Source organism: Gimesia algae (assembly GCF_007746795.1).
GTDB lineage: Bacteria > Planctomycetota > Planctomycetia > Planctomycetales > Planctomycetaceae > Gimesia > Gimesia algae.
The window spans coordinates 7,735,310-7,749,736 of record NZ_CP036343.1 but is presented as its reverse complement, the minus strand read 5'-3'; the positions used below and the strand labels follow the sequence as shown (position 1 = coordinate 7,749,736).

The 14,427-nt window shown below is 45.4% G+C and carries 17 protein-coding genes; 11 read left to right on the top strand and 6 right to left on the bottom strand.

The window, feature by feature from the left end; translation table 11 throughout:
* The first annotated feature begins 2 nt into the window (after positions 1–2).
* The 5 genes from Pan161_RS29575 to Pan161_RS29555 all read left to right on the top strand — a co-directional run bounded on the left by Pan161_RS29575 (position 3) and on the right by Pan161_RS29555 (position 2,901).
* On the top strand, positions 3–278 hold the full coding sequence (locus Pan161_RS29575) for a hypothetical protein (RefSeq protein ID WP_145232309.1): 276 nt from the start codon (positions 3–5) through the stop codon (positions 276–278).
* Positions 278–517, top strand: coding sequence for a hypothetical protein (locus tag Pan161_RS29570; RefSeq protein ID WP_145232308.1), 240 nt, complete (start codon positions 278–280; stop codon positions 515–517). Before Pan161_RS29575 ends, Pan161_RS29570 begins: the two co-directional genes overlap by 1 nt.
* Positions 504–830 (top strand): hypothetical protein, encoded by a 327-nt coding sequence (locus Pan161_RS29565; protein ID WP_145232307.1) that lies wholly within the window; start codon positions 504–506, stop codon positions 828–830. Before Pan161_RS29570 ends, Pan161_RS29565 begins: the two co-directional genes overlap by 14 nt.
* A gap of 422 nt (positions 831–1,252) precedes the next feature.
* Entirely contained in the window at positions 1,253–1,804 is a 552-nt protein-coding gene (locus tag Pan161_RS29560) for a ParB N-terminal domain-containing protein (RefSeq protein WP_145232306.1), read from the top strand.
* Between the two features lie 98 nt (positions 1,805–1,902).
* Entirely contained in the window at positions 1,903–2,901 is a 999-nt protein-coding gene (locus tag Pan161_RS29555; RefSeq protein WP_232103555.1) for an ABC transporter ATP-binding protein, read from the top strand.
* 5 nt (positions 2,902–2,906) lie between these two features.
* Here Pan161_RS29555 and Pan161_RS29550 read toward each other — a convergent pair whose 3' ends face one another.
* Together Pan161_RS29550 and Pan161_RS29545 are read right to left on the bottom strand one after the other, a co-directional pair.
* Positions 2,907–3,617 carry a PIG-L deacetylase family protein gene (locus Pan161_RS29550; RefSeq protein ID WP_232103554.1) on the bottom strand — a complete coding sequence of 237 codons (711 nt, stop codon included), beginning with the start codon at positions 3,615–3,617 and terminating at the stop codon, positions 2,907–2,909.
* A 37-nt stretch (positions 3,618–3,654) separates the two neighbouring features.
* A complete protein-coding gene (locus Pan161_RS29545) occupies positions 3,655–4,503 on the bottom strand; it encodes a 6-phosphogluconolactonase (RefSeq protein WP_145232303.1) in 849 nt (282 codons plus the stop codon).
* 215 nt (positions 4,504–4,718) lie between these two features.
* Here Pan161_RS29545 and Pan161_RS29540 point away from each other — a divergent pair, with 215 nt between their 5' ends.
* The 3 genes from Pan161_RS29540 to Pan161_RS29530 all read left to right on the top strand — a co-directional run bounded on the left by Pan161_RS29540 (position 4,719) and on the right by Pan161_RS29530 (position 7,673).
* Positions 4,719–5,384 carry a transaldolase family protein gene (locus tag Pan161_RS29540; RefSeq protein ID WP_145232302.1) on the top strand — a complete coding sequence of 222 codons (666 nt, stop codon included), beginning with the start codon at positions 4,719–4,721 and terminating at the stop codon, positions 5,382–5,384.
* A gap of 64 nt (positions 5,385–5,448) precedes the next feature.
* On the top strand, positions 5,449–6,837 hold the full coding sequence (locus Pan161_RS29535) for a sulfatase-like hydrolase/transferase (protein WP_232103553.1): 1,389 nt from the start codon (positions 5,449–5,451) through the stop codon (positions 6,835–6,837).
* 29 nt (positions 6,838–6,866) lie between these two features.
* Complete coding sequence (locus Pan161_RS29530; RefSeq protein WP_145232301.1) at positions 6,867–7,673, top strand: hypothetical protein; 807 nt, start codon at positions 6,867–6,869, stop codon at positions 7,671–7,673.
* Positions 7,674–7,990: 317 nt separating this feature from the next.
* Here the strand turns inward: Pan161_RS29530 and Pan161_RS29525 are convergent, their stop codons facing one another.
* The 3 genes from Pan161_RS29525 to Pan161_RS29515 form a co-directional block, all read right to left on the bottom strand.
* Positions 7,991–8,989, bottom strand: coding sequence for a hypothetical protein (locus Pan161_RS29525; protein WP_145232300.1), 999 nt, complete (start codon positions 8,987–8,989; stop codon positions 7,991–7,993).
* A gap of 246 nt (positions 8,990–9,235) precedes the next feature.
* A complete protein-coding gene (locus Pan161_RS29520) occupies positions 9,236–10,477 on the bottom strand; it encodes a GspE/PulE family protein (protein WP_145232299.1) in 1,242 nt (413 codons plus the stop codon).
* A gap of 75 nt (positions 10,478–10,552) precedes the next feature.
* The gene (locus tag Pan161_RS29515; RefSeq protein ID WP_145232298.1) at positions 10,553–11,203 is read right to left on the bottom strand and encodes an STAS domain-containing protein; all 651 of its coding nucleotides are present in this window, start codon (positions 11,201–11,203) and stop codon (positions 10,553–10,555) included.
* A 792-nt stretch (positions 11,204–11,995) separates the two neighbouring features.
* On the opposite strand from Pan161_RS29515, the gene Pan161_RS29510 reads away from it, so the two are divergent.
* The 3 genes from Pan161_RS29510 to Pan161_RS30825 all read left to right on the top strand — a co-directional run bounded on the left by Pan161_RS29510 (position 11,996) and on the right by Pan161_RS30825 (position 13,775).
* Positions 11,996–12,688, top strand: a complete 693-nt coding sequence (locus tag Pan161_RS29510; protein ID WP_145232297.1) for a hypothetical protein — start codon at positions 11,996–11,998, stop codon at positions 12,686–12,688.
* Positions 12,689–12,757: 69 nt separating this feature from the next.
* Positions 12,758–13,630, top strand: a complete 873-nt coding sequence (locus Pan161_RS29505) for a coiled-coil domain-containing protein (protein ID WP_145232296.1) — start codon at positions 12,758–12,760, stop codon at positions 13,628–13,630.
* Positions 13,611–13,775, top strand: a complete 165-nt coding sequence (locus Pan161_RS30825; RefSeq protein ID WP_197995589.1) for a hypothetical protein — start codon at positions 13,611–13,613, stop codon at positions 13,773–13,775. The genes Pan161_RS29505 and Pan161_RS30825 overlap by 20 nt, the downstream gene beginning before the upstream one ends.
* Before the next feature lie 93 nt (positions 13,776–13,868).
* Here the strand turns inward: Pan161_RS30825 and Pan161_RS29500 are convergent, their stop codons facing one another.
* Positions 13,869–14,246, bottom strand: coding sequence for a rhodanese-like domain-containing protein (locus Pan161_RS29500; protein WP_145232295.1), 378 nt, complete (start codon positions 14,244–14,246; stop codon positions 13,869–13,871).
* Positions 14,247–14,427 lie beyond the last annotated feature (181 nt).

Sequence of the window (14,427 nt, the reverse complement as noted above, 5' to 3'; positions counted from 1 at the left end):
TTATGCCGGACGGCGATGATGTTTTAGATGTTGAAATCCCCATTGAGGGAGAAAGTGAGAAGGAGATGGCTGTGGATTTATCCGACAATGTTGCCAATCACATGCTGACGCAACTGATGCAGACTGGGACTGTCGCGCAGAATAACTTCGTGACCGTTCAGAAGGTGGTTGATTACGACTACCTGGAAAACAAACGCATGGTGACTCTGGACGAAGCCGTTGGTATTCGTGAAGTCGCCGCGAAAACCACACCCGGTGGACCCTCTCAGGCAACCTAATGAGTGATCCACTGGAAGAACTAATCAGGCAGAGTGTTGAATTCCACGACAAGCTGATCAAGGAAAACAACGAGCTTGACCGGGCGTTCCAATCAGGGACGTTCGGCGAGCTTGTTCAATCATGGAGCAAAGACGATGGCGGAGGATCTGAACTGGAAGGAGAAGCTGGCGCAGAAACTGTGGGCGGTGAAAGTGGGGGAGAGAGCGGAGGGGCTGAGGCAGACAATGAAACGGTTTGACAACGTGAATTCCCACATACTCTCTACCCGCGAAAAGCTGTATGGAAAAGAGATCACTGACAACAATCGTCCAGAGGGCGAAGACATGCACATTGGGGACGACAACAGCCAGATCCATCAGTATTTGCAGCCTCAAACCGGGGGCAGTACCGCGGGAATACTAGCAAAGCTGGCGATTGCTGCGGGACTGATGACAACGGGCGTGGGGGTGCCGATCGGCGGGTATCTCATTGCAGAGGCGATTGCGCATCGACCAGCGACAGCAGTGGATACTGATACCAACACTGAGTATGAAGTCACACTGGAGCCGTAAGCGGCACATGATTGGTTCACTATGATCACAGCTAACTGGATGCACCCCAAGAAAAACTGGAATTACCTTTTAGAATACAAAATGTGAATTGATTTAATTGTTCTAACAACCGGAATTCTAAAAGGAGAAAAAGATGCCTCAATTCATTGTATATGTATCCAGGGAAAAGAGACAACATCCTGTTAAACGGTTGGATCGAGAAGCGCAGACGCATGTTCTAGCGGCAAAAATGGTGGAAGCAGAATTTCCGGATCTGTTTGTAAGTTCTGTATTGGAAAAACATGAACCTATATCAACATGTGCCAGATGTGGCGGACCTGTGTTTAAAGGTGACTTTCACAAAGATCAGATTCGGCAAAGAAATGGAACAAATCGATGTCTGGACTGTTTGTAGCGTTCATCAATCAGGGGGGAAGAAATAATTGAAAGATCGAATCAGCAGTTTCAGACGCATCAAAGCATCTCTTTTAAAAAGAAATGCCAGGAACTGGCGTGAGCATACAGAATCACAGGAAACGGCATTACGCGCCATTCTAAATGAAGTCGGATTTGCATCCGCATGTCTGGTTCGTGATTGTAAGAATGGAACTTATGAACTGATTGATGGGCATTTACGGGCTGATATAGCAGAAGACGAACGCGTCCCTTGCCTGATTTTGAACGTCACTAAAAAAGAAGCTGACAAAATTCTGGCAACCTTTGATGTCCTTACTACTATGGCGAGAACAGATCAGCTTGCACTTGAGCGCCTGATCGGAACCATTTCGACAGAATCTGAAGCAGTACAAGAACTATTTGATTCCATTAAAATTAAAAATCTGGAATTACAGGAAATGTGTGAAGCAGAAGACGAGACTCAACTACTGGTTGATTCATACCGTATTTTAATTGACTGTGAAAACGAATCTGAGCAGGTCACCTTATTAAAGCGATTCAAAAAAGAGGGGATTAAATGCCGCGCCTGGATTTCGTAAAGAAAACACGGATCATTCGCAGTCCGCGAGTCATTCAACTGGAAGGCATGTTTGGTCTGGCGTCTGAAAAGAACAGCAGGCAGCAATGGACGGTCGATATGCCGATCGAAAAAGATGAGTGGAATGTAGGTCTGATAGTCGGCCCGTCAGGTTGTGGAAAAACATCCATCGCCAGGGAATGCTTCAAGAATGAGATAGTCGGCGAATTTAACTGGTATCAGCAGAAAAGTATAATTGATTCCTTTCCAGATGAGATGGGGATAAAAGAGATCGCTACTCTGCTTTCTTCAGTTGGATTTTCTTCTCCTCCCAGCTGGTTAAGACCCTTCCATGCTCTGTCAAACGGAGAGCAGTTTCGAGTGTCTATGGCGAGAGCAATGGCTGAACTACCAGGGTTGGTTGTCGTGGATGAATTTTCTTCCGTCATTGATCGGACCGTTGCAAGAATTGGAAGTTGTGCCATTGCCAAAACTGTTCGAAAGCGGGGACAGCAGTTTGTTGCCGTCAGTTGCCATTTTGATATTATCGAATGGTTAGATCCAGACTGGATCTATTTGCCCGCGACCAATGAATTTCGATGGAGGTCTGAAAGGCAATCGCGACCTCCTGTCACACTCGAAATTATTAACGTGCATCGAAAAGCGTGGGAATTGTTCCGCAAGCATCACTATCTAGATTCTACAATTCAGAAATCAGCAAATTGTTTTGTGGCATTAGTCGATGGTCAGCCGGCAGCGTTTACTGCCGTCATTCATTTTCCTCACAAGCAATCCCCTTCCTTTCGTGAACATCGCACCGTATGTCTTCCCGAATTTCAGGGAATAGGAATCGGAAACGCACTCAGCGAATACATAGCCTCTCTTTATGCCTGCCGGAAAAAATACACAAGTGTAACAGGCCATCCCGCTATGATTCAGCAGAGAGCAAAATCAAAAAATTGGATGATGACGCGTAAACCCTCTGGGGTCTCTCGTCAGAAGGGATTGGAAAAAAACGGAAAACGTCGCATCGCATCCAGTTCTGGGAGAATAACTGCAGGATTCCTTTATTGTGGCCCCAGGCGCGAGAAAGAAGCACGGGAATTTGGCCTGATCTGAAAGCCTCACCAGGCTGCGCAGCGTTTCCATGCTGAATGTGTCTGAAATGCTTCAGCAGCGATTACTCCAGATTGAGCACCGCGTGCACTGTATTGCTGAATCATCAATTCTTGCAGTGGAGAGAAGCTGGAATCCTTCCCACGTTGTAACTGGCTCTGGTGACATTTTAGCATTGAAATTTTCATTTCCACAAAATCACTGACATCGATGTAAAAATGCGGATCAAATGAGGTCATATTGACCGTATCCATCCACCAGAGTACAGGTGGTCTTGCCAGGGCAGGTGCATGTGTTTTGTTACCTGCTGAAGCACTAAACCAGGTAGCAGCTTCTGTGATCACCGAGGCTGCCCGATGATCTGCATGATAGTCTGCTTGAGAATGACACAACACGAGTGTGGGTGAAAACTGTCGCATGATCTCGGTTAGACTTCTGCGCATGCCAAGACTGTCAAACAGGCCACCATCCGGTTGCTCTCCCAAAAACAACTCCGCGCTAATTAGTTTGGCTGCAGACCGCATTTCCTGCTGTCTCATCTCTACCAGATTTTCCAGCGGAGGATCTGGCTGTCCTTTATCTCCCTGACAGAGTACGCAGATACCAATTATGGCACCTTCTTGATGTGCACGTGCCAGTGTGCCAGCACACAACAGCTCGGCATCATCTGGATGAGCCACCACGGCAAGAATTCGTTCCTGTTCGAAGTTCAGTTTCATCAGCACAGTACTCTTAGAGGTATGTTTCCAGTTCGATTCAGCGAAGACGGATATCTGGAGGATCAGCTACATATTCGGTAACGGTGAGAGAGGCAGCAGGGTGAGTTCGCAGAAGGGATGCGGGGCAGGCACTGGTGACAGGGCCGTGCAAGACTCTGCGGACAACAGAGCTTTGCCAGATCCGATTGCAATAAAAATGCTGTTCTGCTGCGGATAAAATTTCTTTCATGCCAATTGTGACAGCCCGCCAGGGGATGATCGATATTTCGCCGCCCACAGTTACAGAATTGATGGTACGTGTCTCACGGGTTAAGTCAAGATTCCGAGTCGGCAACTGTGCAAATTCTTCAGGACTGATTGTTAGATTGGCTTCCGGAGGTTCATTGAATGCAATGTGCCCATTGATTCCGATTCCGCCAAAGCAGGCATCAATTCCTCCCCGCTGGTCAATTAAATATGGAATGGCACCGACATCGTCAGGATCTGGACAGATTCGATTTTCAGGTAAGGGGGCCAGGTCCGGGTTCAGCAGATCATAAAACTTTCGATTCATATACCCTCGAAAACTGAGCGGATGAGTCAGATCGACCCATTGATCATCATCTGTCAGATATTCGTCCATGTTAATCAACATCACATCTTTAATAGAATATTGTTGCTGATTCAGCATATCAGCCAGGATAGGATATTGATCGACGGGTCCCACTGGAACTATGAGTGTTGCCGGCTTTCCCTTCTCTTTCGCAGAATCAATCACTTGCAGCATGGATTTCGCCATATGTTGTGCAATATTCGGCATGTCTTTGACAACAGAGAGCTTGACAGAAGTCCCCGTCGCCAATTCATGTCGGCTGATCTCCAGATAATCTGGGAAGTGATTCGTCATAATAATTTCTGTGATTTGTTAAAGAGGAATAGTATTAATTCTGGTTCTTTCAGCAATGATGACTGGCTCATTAACTGCCATATTCATCCACGGAGATATAGAATACAGAATACAATTAATAATACCAACACGGGCTCACGGAATCTTCCTTGCGAACTGCTTCAGTTATCTTACATTAAAAATAAGCCATTTTATCCTGACCAAAGGAATACACAATGAAGTTGTTTCTGGATAGTGCTATTACAGATGAGATCAAACATAGCATTGAATATTGGAACCTGGATGGCCTGACTACCAACCCCAAACATATTAAAAATTCAGGCAAGCCATTTTTAAGAGTCGTTGAAGAAATTGCAGACCTGTTTGCTGGAACAGATAAACCGGTCAGCGTCGAAGTCGATCCGCATCTCACTGATTGGGAGCAGATTGTAGAACAGGGTACGAAGCTTTCTGAAATGTCTCCTAATTTTGTCGTCAAAGTCGGTGCCAGTGAGAATGGGTTTAAAGCGATTCGAGAACTCACTCAATTAGGAATCAGGACTAACGCGACATTGATATTCTCTGTTTCTCAAGCATGGCATGCTGCGCGTGCTGGCGCTTACTTTATCAGCCCCTTCATCGGTTGGAAGGAAACATACGGCGATTCACCCACGACTTTTATTCATGAAGTAGCTGAAATGCTGGAACGTCACGAGTATGATTCGCAAATCATTGCAGCCGCCATCCGGAACAGCTGCCAGATTGCAGATGTCGCACTTGCTGGTGCTCATTGTGTAACTGCCGGTCTTGCCGTATATCAGGAGAGCATGCAGAACCCTTACACTGTTCATGGAGAAAAAGTGTTTCAGGATGCCTGGGATGCAACGCCCTCTGACGAATAGTGAAGATCATAATTTCAGAGTATGAATTACCAGAATGCTTATTAATAGAAACCCAGGATATAGTATGAATAAGATCATGGTGAAATATTGGTTTGCTGTTCCAATGCGTTTCATGGGCCTTGGATTATTCCTCTTCATTTACCAGTTCGTACAGTTCTCCCATATCGTGTCAGCCGCCATCAAGTCTGAGAAACCAAACGTGATTATCATTTTTACGGATGACCAGGGATCGGTCGACCTGAACTGTTATGGAACGAAAGATCTGATGACGCCTCACATGGATTCTATTGCTCGGCGTGGAATTCGTTTCACACAGTTTTATGCCTCTGCGCCGGTCTGTTCTCCCTCTCGAGCGGGCATGCTCACGGGCAGGTTTCCTGCAAGAGCTGGAGTTCCTGGAAATGTGTCATCACATCACGGTAAGAGCGGCATGCCTGCTGAACAAGTCACGATTGCAGAGATGATGCAACAGGCAGGGTATCAAACAGCTCATATCGGGAAATGGCATTTGGGTTATACACCAGAAACGATGCCCAATGGACAAGGGTTCGAGACTTCATTCGGGCATATGGGTGGCTGCATCGACAACTACTCGCACTTCTTCTACTGGAACGGTTCAAACCGTCACGACTTGTGGAAAAACGGTAAGGAAGTCTGGCATGATGGTGCATTTTTTCCTGATCTGATGGTAGAACAGTGTCAGAATTATCTCCGACAGGTGAGTGACAAACCTTTTTTTTTGTATTGGGCCATCAATGTTCCTCACTACCCACTACAGGGAAAGGAAAAATGGAGAAAAGCCTATGCACACCTGCCTTCACCTCGTGATAAATATGCGGCATTTGTTTCAACCATGGATGACTGTATTGGTAAAGTATTAGCAACGCTCGACGAATGCCAGCTTCGAGAAAAGACAATTATTATCTTTCAGTCCGACCATGGGCACTCCCAGGAAGAACGAACGTTTGGAGGCGGTGGCAGTGCAGGCCCTTATCGTGGAGCAAAATTCAGCCTGTTTGAAGGAGGAATTCGCGTGCCAGCCATGATCTCGTGGCCGGGTACGATTGCAGAGGGAGAGGTGCGAGATCAACTGGCAACCGGATGTGACTGGTTGCCTACCATTTCTGCTTTAACAGGTGCACCATTGCCCGCGCATCAACTGGATGGAAAAAACCTGAAGGCAGTGATTGAGTCTGCTGAGGCAGTGAGCCCACATGATAATTTTTACTGGCAGATTGGCAAAAGCTGGGCAATACGTGAAGGTCACTGGAAGTTACTGGGGAACCCACGTGACACTAGTAACCAGACACCATTGGGGAAAGACGATCAGATATTTCTGGTTGATCTTTCTAAAGATATAGGTGAAAAAAATAATCTTGCTACCCGATATCCAGAAAAGGTAGATCACCTCAGGAAGATTTATAATCAATACCAGAAATCACTGTCTGAATAAGGCTGACATTTACAGGAAATGGTTGCAATATGAGCCTCTCAGAAAATAAACAACGGGGTTTGAAATCAAGGGCGATACGTATCGTGTTGATCATCGTCTTTGCTCTGGTGATATATTCCGTGAGGCAAAATCAGCAGACGTCTCCCGAAAGAATCAACACGGAGTCTGTAGAGGCGCAGAAACAGCGGATCAACCAGGATTTCGAAAAAACAACAGGATTAAAAGCTTCTTCCGTCCTGAAGCCGGGGCCAGCACAGGAAAAGGATCAGACCCTAGACAAAACATCTGACAGTTTGCTCATGGAGCAACAGGCTCAATCTTCGAATGCGAAAAGTAAATCCAATGAGCCTGAACGACCTGGACCGAGCTCAAAACAGACACCCGCCAAATCCAGTCGACCGCCACCCATTGGGAAAGAAAAGAATTCGAAATCTCTGCCAGAACTGGGGCAGCTTCGGGATTTAGGTGGTAAGGTCTGGGAGTCTGCTGCAGGACTCAAGTATGGCCCTGGGAGTCAGGAAAAACATCGTTTATTGCATGTGATGAAGCATGCAGAAGATCAGCCAGATCGTCCGGGGAAGCATGGTGTATTTGCTGGTGAAGGTGTGAGAAAAAATGTACTGGCCTTGATCGATGAGGCATATCTCAAAGCACTCGCAGGAGGCAAAAGTATAGTCAAAAAAAGCGAGGGGACACGAGTCGTTTACACTGTCGATATGGGACGTCCGGTGGGTTATGTGGGAGGTCGTGTCGGTAATCAACAAGGAAAGCCAAAAGCCTACAAGATACGGATCGTTTTGGATGGAACCAATTTAATTACAGCATTTCCCTTGTAAATTTAAAACGGAGTCCGGTTCATGTACTACGTAGGGATTTGCACTTTCTGCGAACAGGGCGCACTCGGAATTCGTATCTGCAGCAGTGAAAATCACGCCCTGATTCTCTGTGATGAGTGTGATGCAGTCTGGAAATCAACAGATCTCACACAGAAACCTTCTTTCCCCGAGCAACCCCACCTGCCCTGCCCTTGTTGTTCAGGAAATTTAACGGTTCCTCCCGCTCATTGGGCCAGATTTGGAGAAATCTATCAAAGAGGTTGGGTCTCAATCGTAAAAGGGCAAACTACGGATTGACTGAGAGTAGCGCTCGGAGTTCAGAATACAATTTCCAGAGTCTGATTTTCTTTCAGGACTCGGGATTTGATTTTGATAGTATCGCGTGTCGCTGGAATTTTTGATCCTGGAACTTTCACAATTAATTGTGCGACGCGATTTTTAAGCGGTAAATAATCCCCTTTGTCAACTGGCCGAATTTCACCTGCAGTATTAGGAGTAAAAGTAGAGTTTACCCATCTGGAGTCCCAGGGGATCGCCTGGCGGTGGTCATCAGTTCCCAGCACGAGTCCTGAGAGGTCTGAGGCACGATAACGCGTTGATTTATAGCTGGAAGGAAGTTTGACCTGGATGATAATCAGGTAGTCTTCATTTAAATCCGGATCTTTGGGAACAGTCCAGGCGGTAAAGCTGCCAACAGTCACTGCATTTCCCATCGGCTTTAATTTAAATTCTCCCCCTCCCTCACCGGAGCCATCACCTTCAGAATCACCTGTTCCTTTACCAATATGAGCAGAAAAATCATCCTGAATTTCTTCTACGGTATTTTCATTCTCACCAGTCATCGTTTTGACCGGTTGCATGATATTAAATTCTGTAGTTTTGCCACCAGCATCTTTGATTCGGGTATCCAGAGGGTCATTTAGTGAATAGTTTTGCTCATCCTCAAGGCTGGCAAGTGTTGAGATATCATCATCTCCCTTCATTCCCCCTACAATGGCAATGGCCATCAGGGTCAAAACGGTCGAATGAAAAAGTAAGGAAATCAGGTAACCCGTTGCCGTAAAGCTGGCAAACCAGATCAGAGCTTTCTGCTTCAGCGAGAGATTCGTTTCATCATCATCGTCAGGATGTTGTTCAGACTGGCTGGAGACCGGACGTTCCTTGAAATCAGGGGCCTGAATTGCTGATGAGTCCGAACTAAAACGCGTAGCGGACCTCGATTGGTTCGACATGGGAATCGTCGCTGATTGGGAACAGCCGAGCGTGGCATCACCTGTGCCGTTGATACCAGTCGGCTCTCTTTGGTTCAAATTCATGTGGCAATCCTTCCTCATAATATTAATTGGATAAGGACGGCCCAAAAGGTTATACAGGATGATAACCCATTACTGTCAATTACGGATAATTATATAACAGATCTACCAGAATTGAATGCTTTTTTCCTGAGAACACCAGGTTCTCATATGAGGAATGACTTTTATCAATTCTGTGAGAGGTAGTGTACAAAGATGGTCTGCGGCCTGCATTCTGGATGTGAAAGTAGTTCGAATTAATGTGTTTGTTCAAACAAGAACACGGTGTAATTCCTGAACGGTGGTAATTCCATCGAGCACTTTGGCTTTCCCGGATCCTTCCATGGTGGTCATGCCACGTTCAGAAGCCAGTTTCAGGATCTCCGATTGTGTCATTCCGCGGAGAATTGCGTCTCTTAACTCTCCCCGGATCCCCAGTGTTTCAAATATCCCAGTTCGGCCAAGGTAACCTGTTTGGAAACAATGTTCACAACCAGAACCCTTGGCTATTTTTGAATCAGACATTTGATCAGGATTAATTCCCAGGTATTCACAGGCACCGGAATCAGGCTCATAGGGAGTTCGACATTTTTCACAAATGCATCTCACCAGTCGTTGTGAAATAATCCCTTGCAGACTATCAGTGATAAACATGGAAGGAATTCCAAACTCTCGGAATACATCTATGGCGGCGACCGCATCATTAGAATGCAAAGTGGAAAGTACACGAATACCGGTCAGACCTGCTCTCACAGCGATATGCGCAGTTTCAGAGTCACGAATTTCGCCGACCATGATCACATTAGGGTCCTGGCGGAGCACGCCTCGTAATGCTTCAGCGAAACTGAAACCGATTTTCGGGTCAATCTGAATCTGGTTCACGCCTTCAATCCGACGTTCCACAGGATCTTCAATGGTTGCCAGACTCATCTCGGGCTGATTGAGATGGTCCAGGCAACTATAAATAGTGGTACTTTTACCCGAACCAACCGGGCCTACACTCAGAATCATCCCATACGGAGCCTGGCAATAATTTGTGATCTCGTTTATCTGTCTTTCGCTGAGGCCCAGTTCACTGAAATGGGTAAAGCGTTTATGATCAGGCATAAGTCTCAGCACAAGTCGTTCGCCATGAATTGTAGGACCAGATCCCACACGAATATCACGACGATTCTGTAGTGTCTGGTTATTGATATGACCATCTTGTGCCAGTCGCCGCTCGGTGATATCCATATTTGCGGCTAATTTTAGCCGGGAAATCACTGAAGCTGCTGCCTCTTTAGGTAGCTGAATGATGTCATGAAGCATTCCATCGACACGCAGCCGGAGACGCAACCCATCGTCCAGAGGATCCAGGTGGATGTCCGTTGCCTGTAACTGGAATGCTCTTTCCATCAATAAATCAACAAGGGGACCCGGGCCTACAACATCAACCAGTTCTCTCAGTTCTGCCTGAAGTGCCTGCTGGCGTCCTTCATTTTTATTTTCGGGTTTTGCTGATGAATCTGACATGGCTCAACTCTTTCTGTCCTGACACATGATATTCAATATGATGTCTGATGAGTCTCTAATGCGAAAATTCCGGATTCAAATTAATTTGAATAATCCAAGTCCACCTACTACCAGACTGCAGATAAGAACGACTACACCCCATATCCGTAAATTTTTTCTGCGATCTCTGATCGCAGTGGCTCCCAGAAGGACACCTGCGATTGAAAAAGCAATGGTAGCCGCTAACGCCACCTTTGGATCAAGATTGAGTAAGTCGCTCACATATAATGTAAAACAGGTAACTGCAGAAAGGACTGCCACTATGCCTAGAAGAATGGGCATGGAAAATGTCCGCCTGCGGTCGATTCGTTCCTGTTTCATGGCTTGACTTAAGTGTTTAATGGCTTCCTCTTCAGTTGGGACAATACACCAAACTTTTTTCAAACCTGAGATATTGAGTACTTCTTCCACCATTTCATTTTGATTGAGAATGGCGGTTTTGCCACCCTGCTCATCAACCAGCTTCCAGACTTGAATGACGACAGCCACCAGAGAACTGCTGATGTAGCTCAATTTTGATAAGTCAATAATTACTGTGGGACTTTTCTCCTCTTTCAATACCAGCAAAAGAGAATCGCCCAGTGATTCCAACTCGTTCCAGGCTGACTCATTTAATTCAGGCAGTAACTGGACCTTGAGGTGCTCGTTAACGTTTGTGATATGATAGGGGACTTCCCGGGTAGCCATATAAACCAATCTCCAAGTATTCTCGATACATGATGTATCTGAGGGCCCAGCATTAGATTAAAGTCTTATCAGCGAGTACTGGTTTGGCCGTACTCGATGAAGGAGGCAATAATCACTGCATCTAATGCAAAATACCAATGCAGCCAGAATTTACCTATCGAAATTTGGACCAAAGTGCAGGATTTACTAAGTATTATAACAGAAACGAGTTCGCTTCATCACTTGTTAATAGAATCAAATAATCATCTTTATAGTTACCAGCCCGAAATGTGATCGTTCGTCCATTTTTGTTGGGACTGTTAGCCTTCCTACCCGCATCGCGATCGCGAATTAAGATCCTTCCAGTGACTATAGCTGAATAGTTCATGAGAAGTTGCTGTTATGTCAAGTTTTCTGAACGTAGGGATTGTGTCTGCAGGCCATGTTAGAAAGGTCAAACAGTTAAATACCAGACAGTTAGCTTAAATTCCGTTTGACTATGCTTTTTGAGCGTATTTATAATTAGGAAATAACCGATTTCACAAAATAGGTTGTGTTTGCACACAGATTACCTGTAGTATTTAATCAACCATTTCGTCAAAACTATTTCTTCAGAGCGTATCCCTTTTCTGATTTTTTACTCGCAAAAATCAGGCATACTGCACTGAATATACCCTGAAATGACTCACTTGTTTCCAGTCTTATTCTGCGATAGGAATAAAGTGAATAGCTTAAGCTTAAAAGATAACGCATAATAAATACAGAGAAAGTAAGTGTAGTTCAGCGTCTCTCGTATGACACAGGAAAGTATCAATGACCCTTTTAAGTAAAATCCTGTTAGTATTGGTACTTTTTGCCAGTATCGCATTTATGGGATTTGCCGCAGTCAGTGCTGTTGGAGGCCCCAACTGGTCCAAAGAAAAGGATGCCTTGACTGATTATATATTTGAACACCAGACTGGTGAGAATCCGACCTGGTCTGTGAAGACCAGAAGGGGAGGGGAGCAGCTTTCGACTTCTCCTGTTTTGGCAAAAGTCATAGTAGCCGCACAGAAACACAAGCTTCAACAACAGAATGAAAAGCTGGACCAGGTCACGAAAACAATCGAGCCCCTCGAGAAAACGATCAAAAACTGGGAATTGATCAATAAAGTCGATGTAGCCGCGATGGAAGAAAAAGCAACAGAGTTGCAACAGAAGATTGTTCAAGTCGATCAGCAGATTAACCAGCTTGCTAATGAAGGTATTAAAATAGGTCAGCAGACTCTGGAAGTGAATCAGGAAGCTTCTGAACGCAGAGCGGATGTATTTCGGTTGCGAGATCAGATTGATGAAATTCGTAATGAAAGATTTCTAGCGGACCAACAGCAGAAAACTCTTCGTGATTATATTGATCGCATTCAGGGAAAAGTGCAGCGACTGCAGAGACAGAAAGAGTCATTGGAGAAAGTTGTGCGGGCTCCTGGAATTAATGTCGAAGAAACAAAAGAACTTTCTCAAAAGTAAAATACTCAGTTTCTGGTCTCAGAATTTAAAATATAAACTCGTCTTTAAATAAATATCAGGAGCGATTAGATGTCGTTTGTCGGCAAAGTACTGGTCGTCGTTCAAGTTGTACTCAGTATCTGTTTCATGGGATTTGCAGGTGCTGTTTTTACTGCTCAAAGCAACTGGCGCAATGAGAGTCTTAAACTCAAAGACAATGTAGCCAGCCTGCAGAAAAGCATGAACGAATTAGAATCAGAGCATAACAATGAGCTGACTGAGAAGACTAAAGAGCTGAATAAAGCGAAGAGCGAAGCAGAGACAGCGAAAGCTGCTAATGAAGGATTAGTGGCACAGCTTCAGACAAAAGTAAATGAGCTTGTTACTGTTTCAACAGAACGCGACACTTCGGTTGCTCAAGCAGAAACAACAGGTGAAGAAGCAAAGTTTCGGCGTCAGGAATCAGATCGCCAGCGGGTCGTGAATAAAACACTCCACGATACCGTGAATGAATTGCGTGGAAAAATCAAAAGTCTTGAGGATACTATTTTTACACAATCAATTCGTGAAAAAAACCTGGTTGCTAAACACACAAGAGTTGTTGATGAACTTAACTACTTAAACAAGATAGTAGCCAACCTGGGGGTAGATCCGAAAGATCCCGCCATCGCCGGGATGCAGTCTCCGCCTCCGGCAGTTGAAGGACTGATCATCAACACTAAGAAAGATAGACGAAATGGTACCCGGTTTGTCGAAGTTTCGCTGGGTAGTGATGATGGACTCAGCAAAGGACATCAGCTCTTTGTATATCGTTTCGGAACTGAAGCGAACGGGAATCGGCCCAAGTATCTGGGTAAGATTGAACTAGTATATGTCGATCCTGATACAGCTGTCGGGACTGTGATAGACGCCGCTAAAAATGGTGTGATTGAGAAAGGTGACCATGTCAACTCGAAACTCTAAATCCAAAGGAAAAGCCGGTGCCGGTGAAGCAGCCGGTCCCAATATCTACGTAGGCCTGTTAGTTGTCTCGCTTTCTGCATTACTTGCAGGAATTATCTTTCTCGTACTGGAGCTTCAGACTTACAACTGGGAACTGGGTGGTTGACCTTACCCCTTTACGAAATCAAAAAGAGCACTGTGTCTGAGACAGATACAGTGCTCTTTTTTGGTCTTTTTATGGGGACCTGATGAATCTGAGTTATTCCGTTTCAATTTCATAGTCGGCAGATTTCCAGCCACTGAATCCGCCATCCATTGAGATCACATTGGTGTAACCCATGGTTTGTAAATTATCAGCTGCTAATGCTGAGCGAAAACCACCGCCGCAGTAGAGGATCAAGAGTGTGGATGTATCAGGAACCAGCTGCTCTACATCTCGTTCGATAATTCCCTTACCCAAATGAATCGCTCCGGGGATTCTTCCCTTATTAAATTCCTTATCTTCCCGGACATCAATCAGAATGAATTCTTCTCCTTTATCACGGCGTGATTTTACATCCTGTACTGTGCATTCAGGCACTCGTGACTTAGCAGAATTCACGATTTCCAGAAAACGAGGTGAGTGGTTTTTGGCCATATCAGTTCCTTTTTAGGGTTTGGTTGTAAGCAGAATACCTGGAGCGTATCACATTGGAGATTGGCGTGCAAAGCGGACCCACTTTGGGGGAGTTATTGGCGCGTAAAATGGACCCATCGTAGCAAGTTCCTGATACTGGAGGCTTTTGACCTTCAGTTTCGGGGTGAAGGATGCTTACGGT

Coding starts and splice junctions, on each gene's coding strand:
- Pan161_RS29575 (WP_145232309.1), top strand. CDS start 3: ATGCCGGACGGCGATGATGTTTTAGATGTTGAAATCCCCATTGAGGGA.
- Pan161_RS29570 (WP_145232308.1), top strand. CDS start 278: ATGAGTGATCCACTGGAAGAACTAATCAGGCAGAGTGTTGAATTCCAC.
- Pan161_RS29565 (WP_145232307.1), top strand. CDS start 504: ATGAAACGGTTTGACAACGTGAATTCCCACATACTCTCTACCCGCGAA.
- Pan161_RS29555 (WP_232103555.1), top strand. CDS start 1,903: ATGCCGATCGAAAAAGATGAGTGGAATGTAGGTCTGATAGTCGGCCCG.
- Pan161_RS29550 (WP_232103554.1), bottom strand. CDS start 3,617: ATGAAACTGAACTTCGAACAGGAACGAATTCTTGCCGTGGTGGCTCAT.
- Pan161_RS29545 (WP_145232303.1), bottom strand. CDS start 4,503: ATGACGAATCACTTCCCAGATTATCTGGAGATCAGCCGACATGAATTG.
- Pan161_RS29540 (WP_145232302.1), top strand. CDS start 4,719: ATGAAGTTGTTTCTGGATAGTGCTATTACAGATGAGATCAAACATAGC.
- Pan161_RS29535 (WP_232103553.1), top strand. CDS start 5,449: ATGAATAAGATCATGGTGAAATATTGGTTTGCTGTTCCAATGCGTTTC.
- Pan161_RS29530 (WP_145232301.1), top strand. CDS start 6,867: ATGAGCCTCTCAGAAAATAAACAACGGGGTTTGAAATCAAGGGCGATA.
- Pan161_RS29525 (WP_145232300.1), bottom strand. CDS start 8,989: ATGAATTTGAACCAAAGAGAGCCGACTGGTATCAACGGCACAGGTGAT.
- Pan161_RS29520 (WP_145232299.1), bottom strand. CDS start 10,477: ATGTCAGATTCATCAGCAAAACCCGAAAATAAAAATGAAGGACGCCAG.
- Pan161_RS29515 (WP_145232298.1), bottom strand. CDS start 11,203: ATGGCTACCCGGGAAGTCCCCTATCATATCACAAACGTTAACGAGCAC.
- Pan161_RS29510 (WP_145232297.1), top strand. CDS start 11,996: ATGACCCTTTTAAGTAAAATCCTGTTAGTATTGGTACTTTTTGCCAGT.
- Pan161_RS29505 (WP_145232296.1), top strand. CDS start 12,758: ATGTCGTTTGTCGGCAAAGTACTGGTCGTCGTTCAAGTTGTACTCAGT.
- Pan161_RS30825 (WP_197995589.1), top strand. CDS start 13,611: ATGTCAACTCGAAACTCTAAATCCAAAGGAAAAGCCGGTGCCGGTGAA.
- Pan161_RS29500 (WP_145232295.1), bottom strand. CDS start 14,246: ATGGCCAAAAACCACTCACCTCGTTTTCTGGAAATCGTGAATTCTGCT.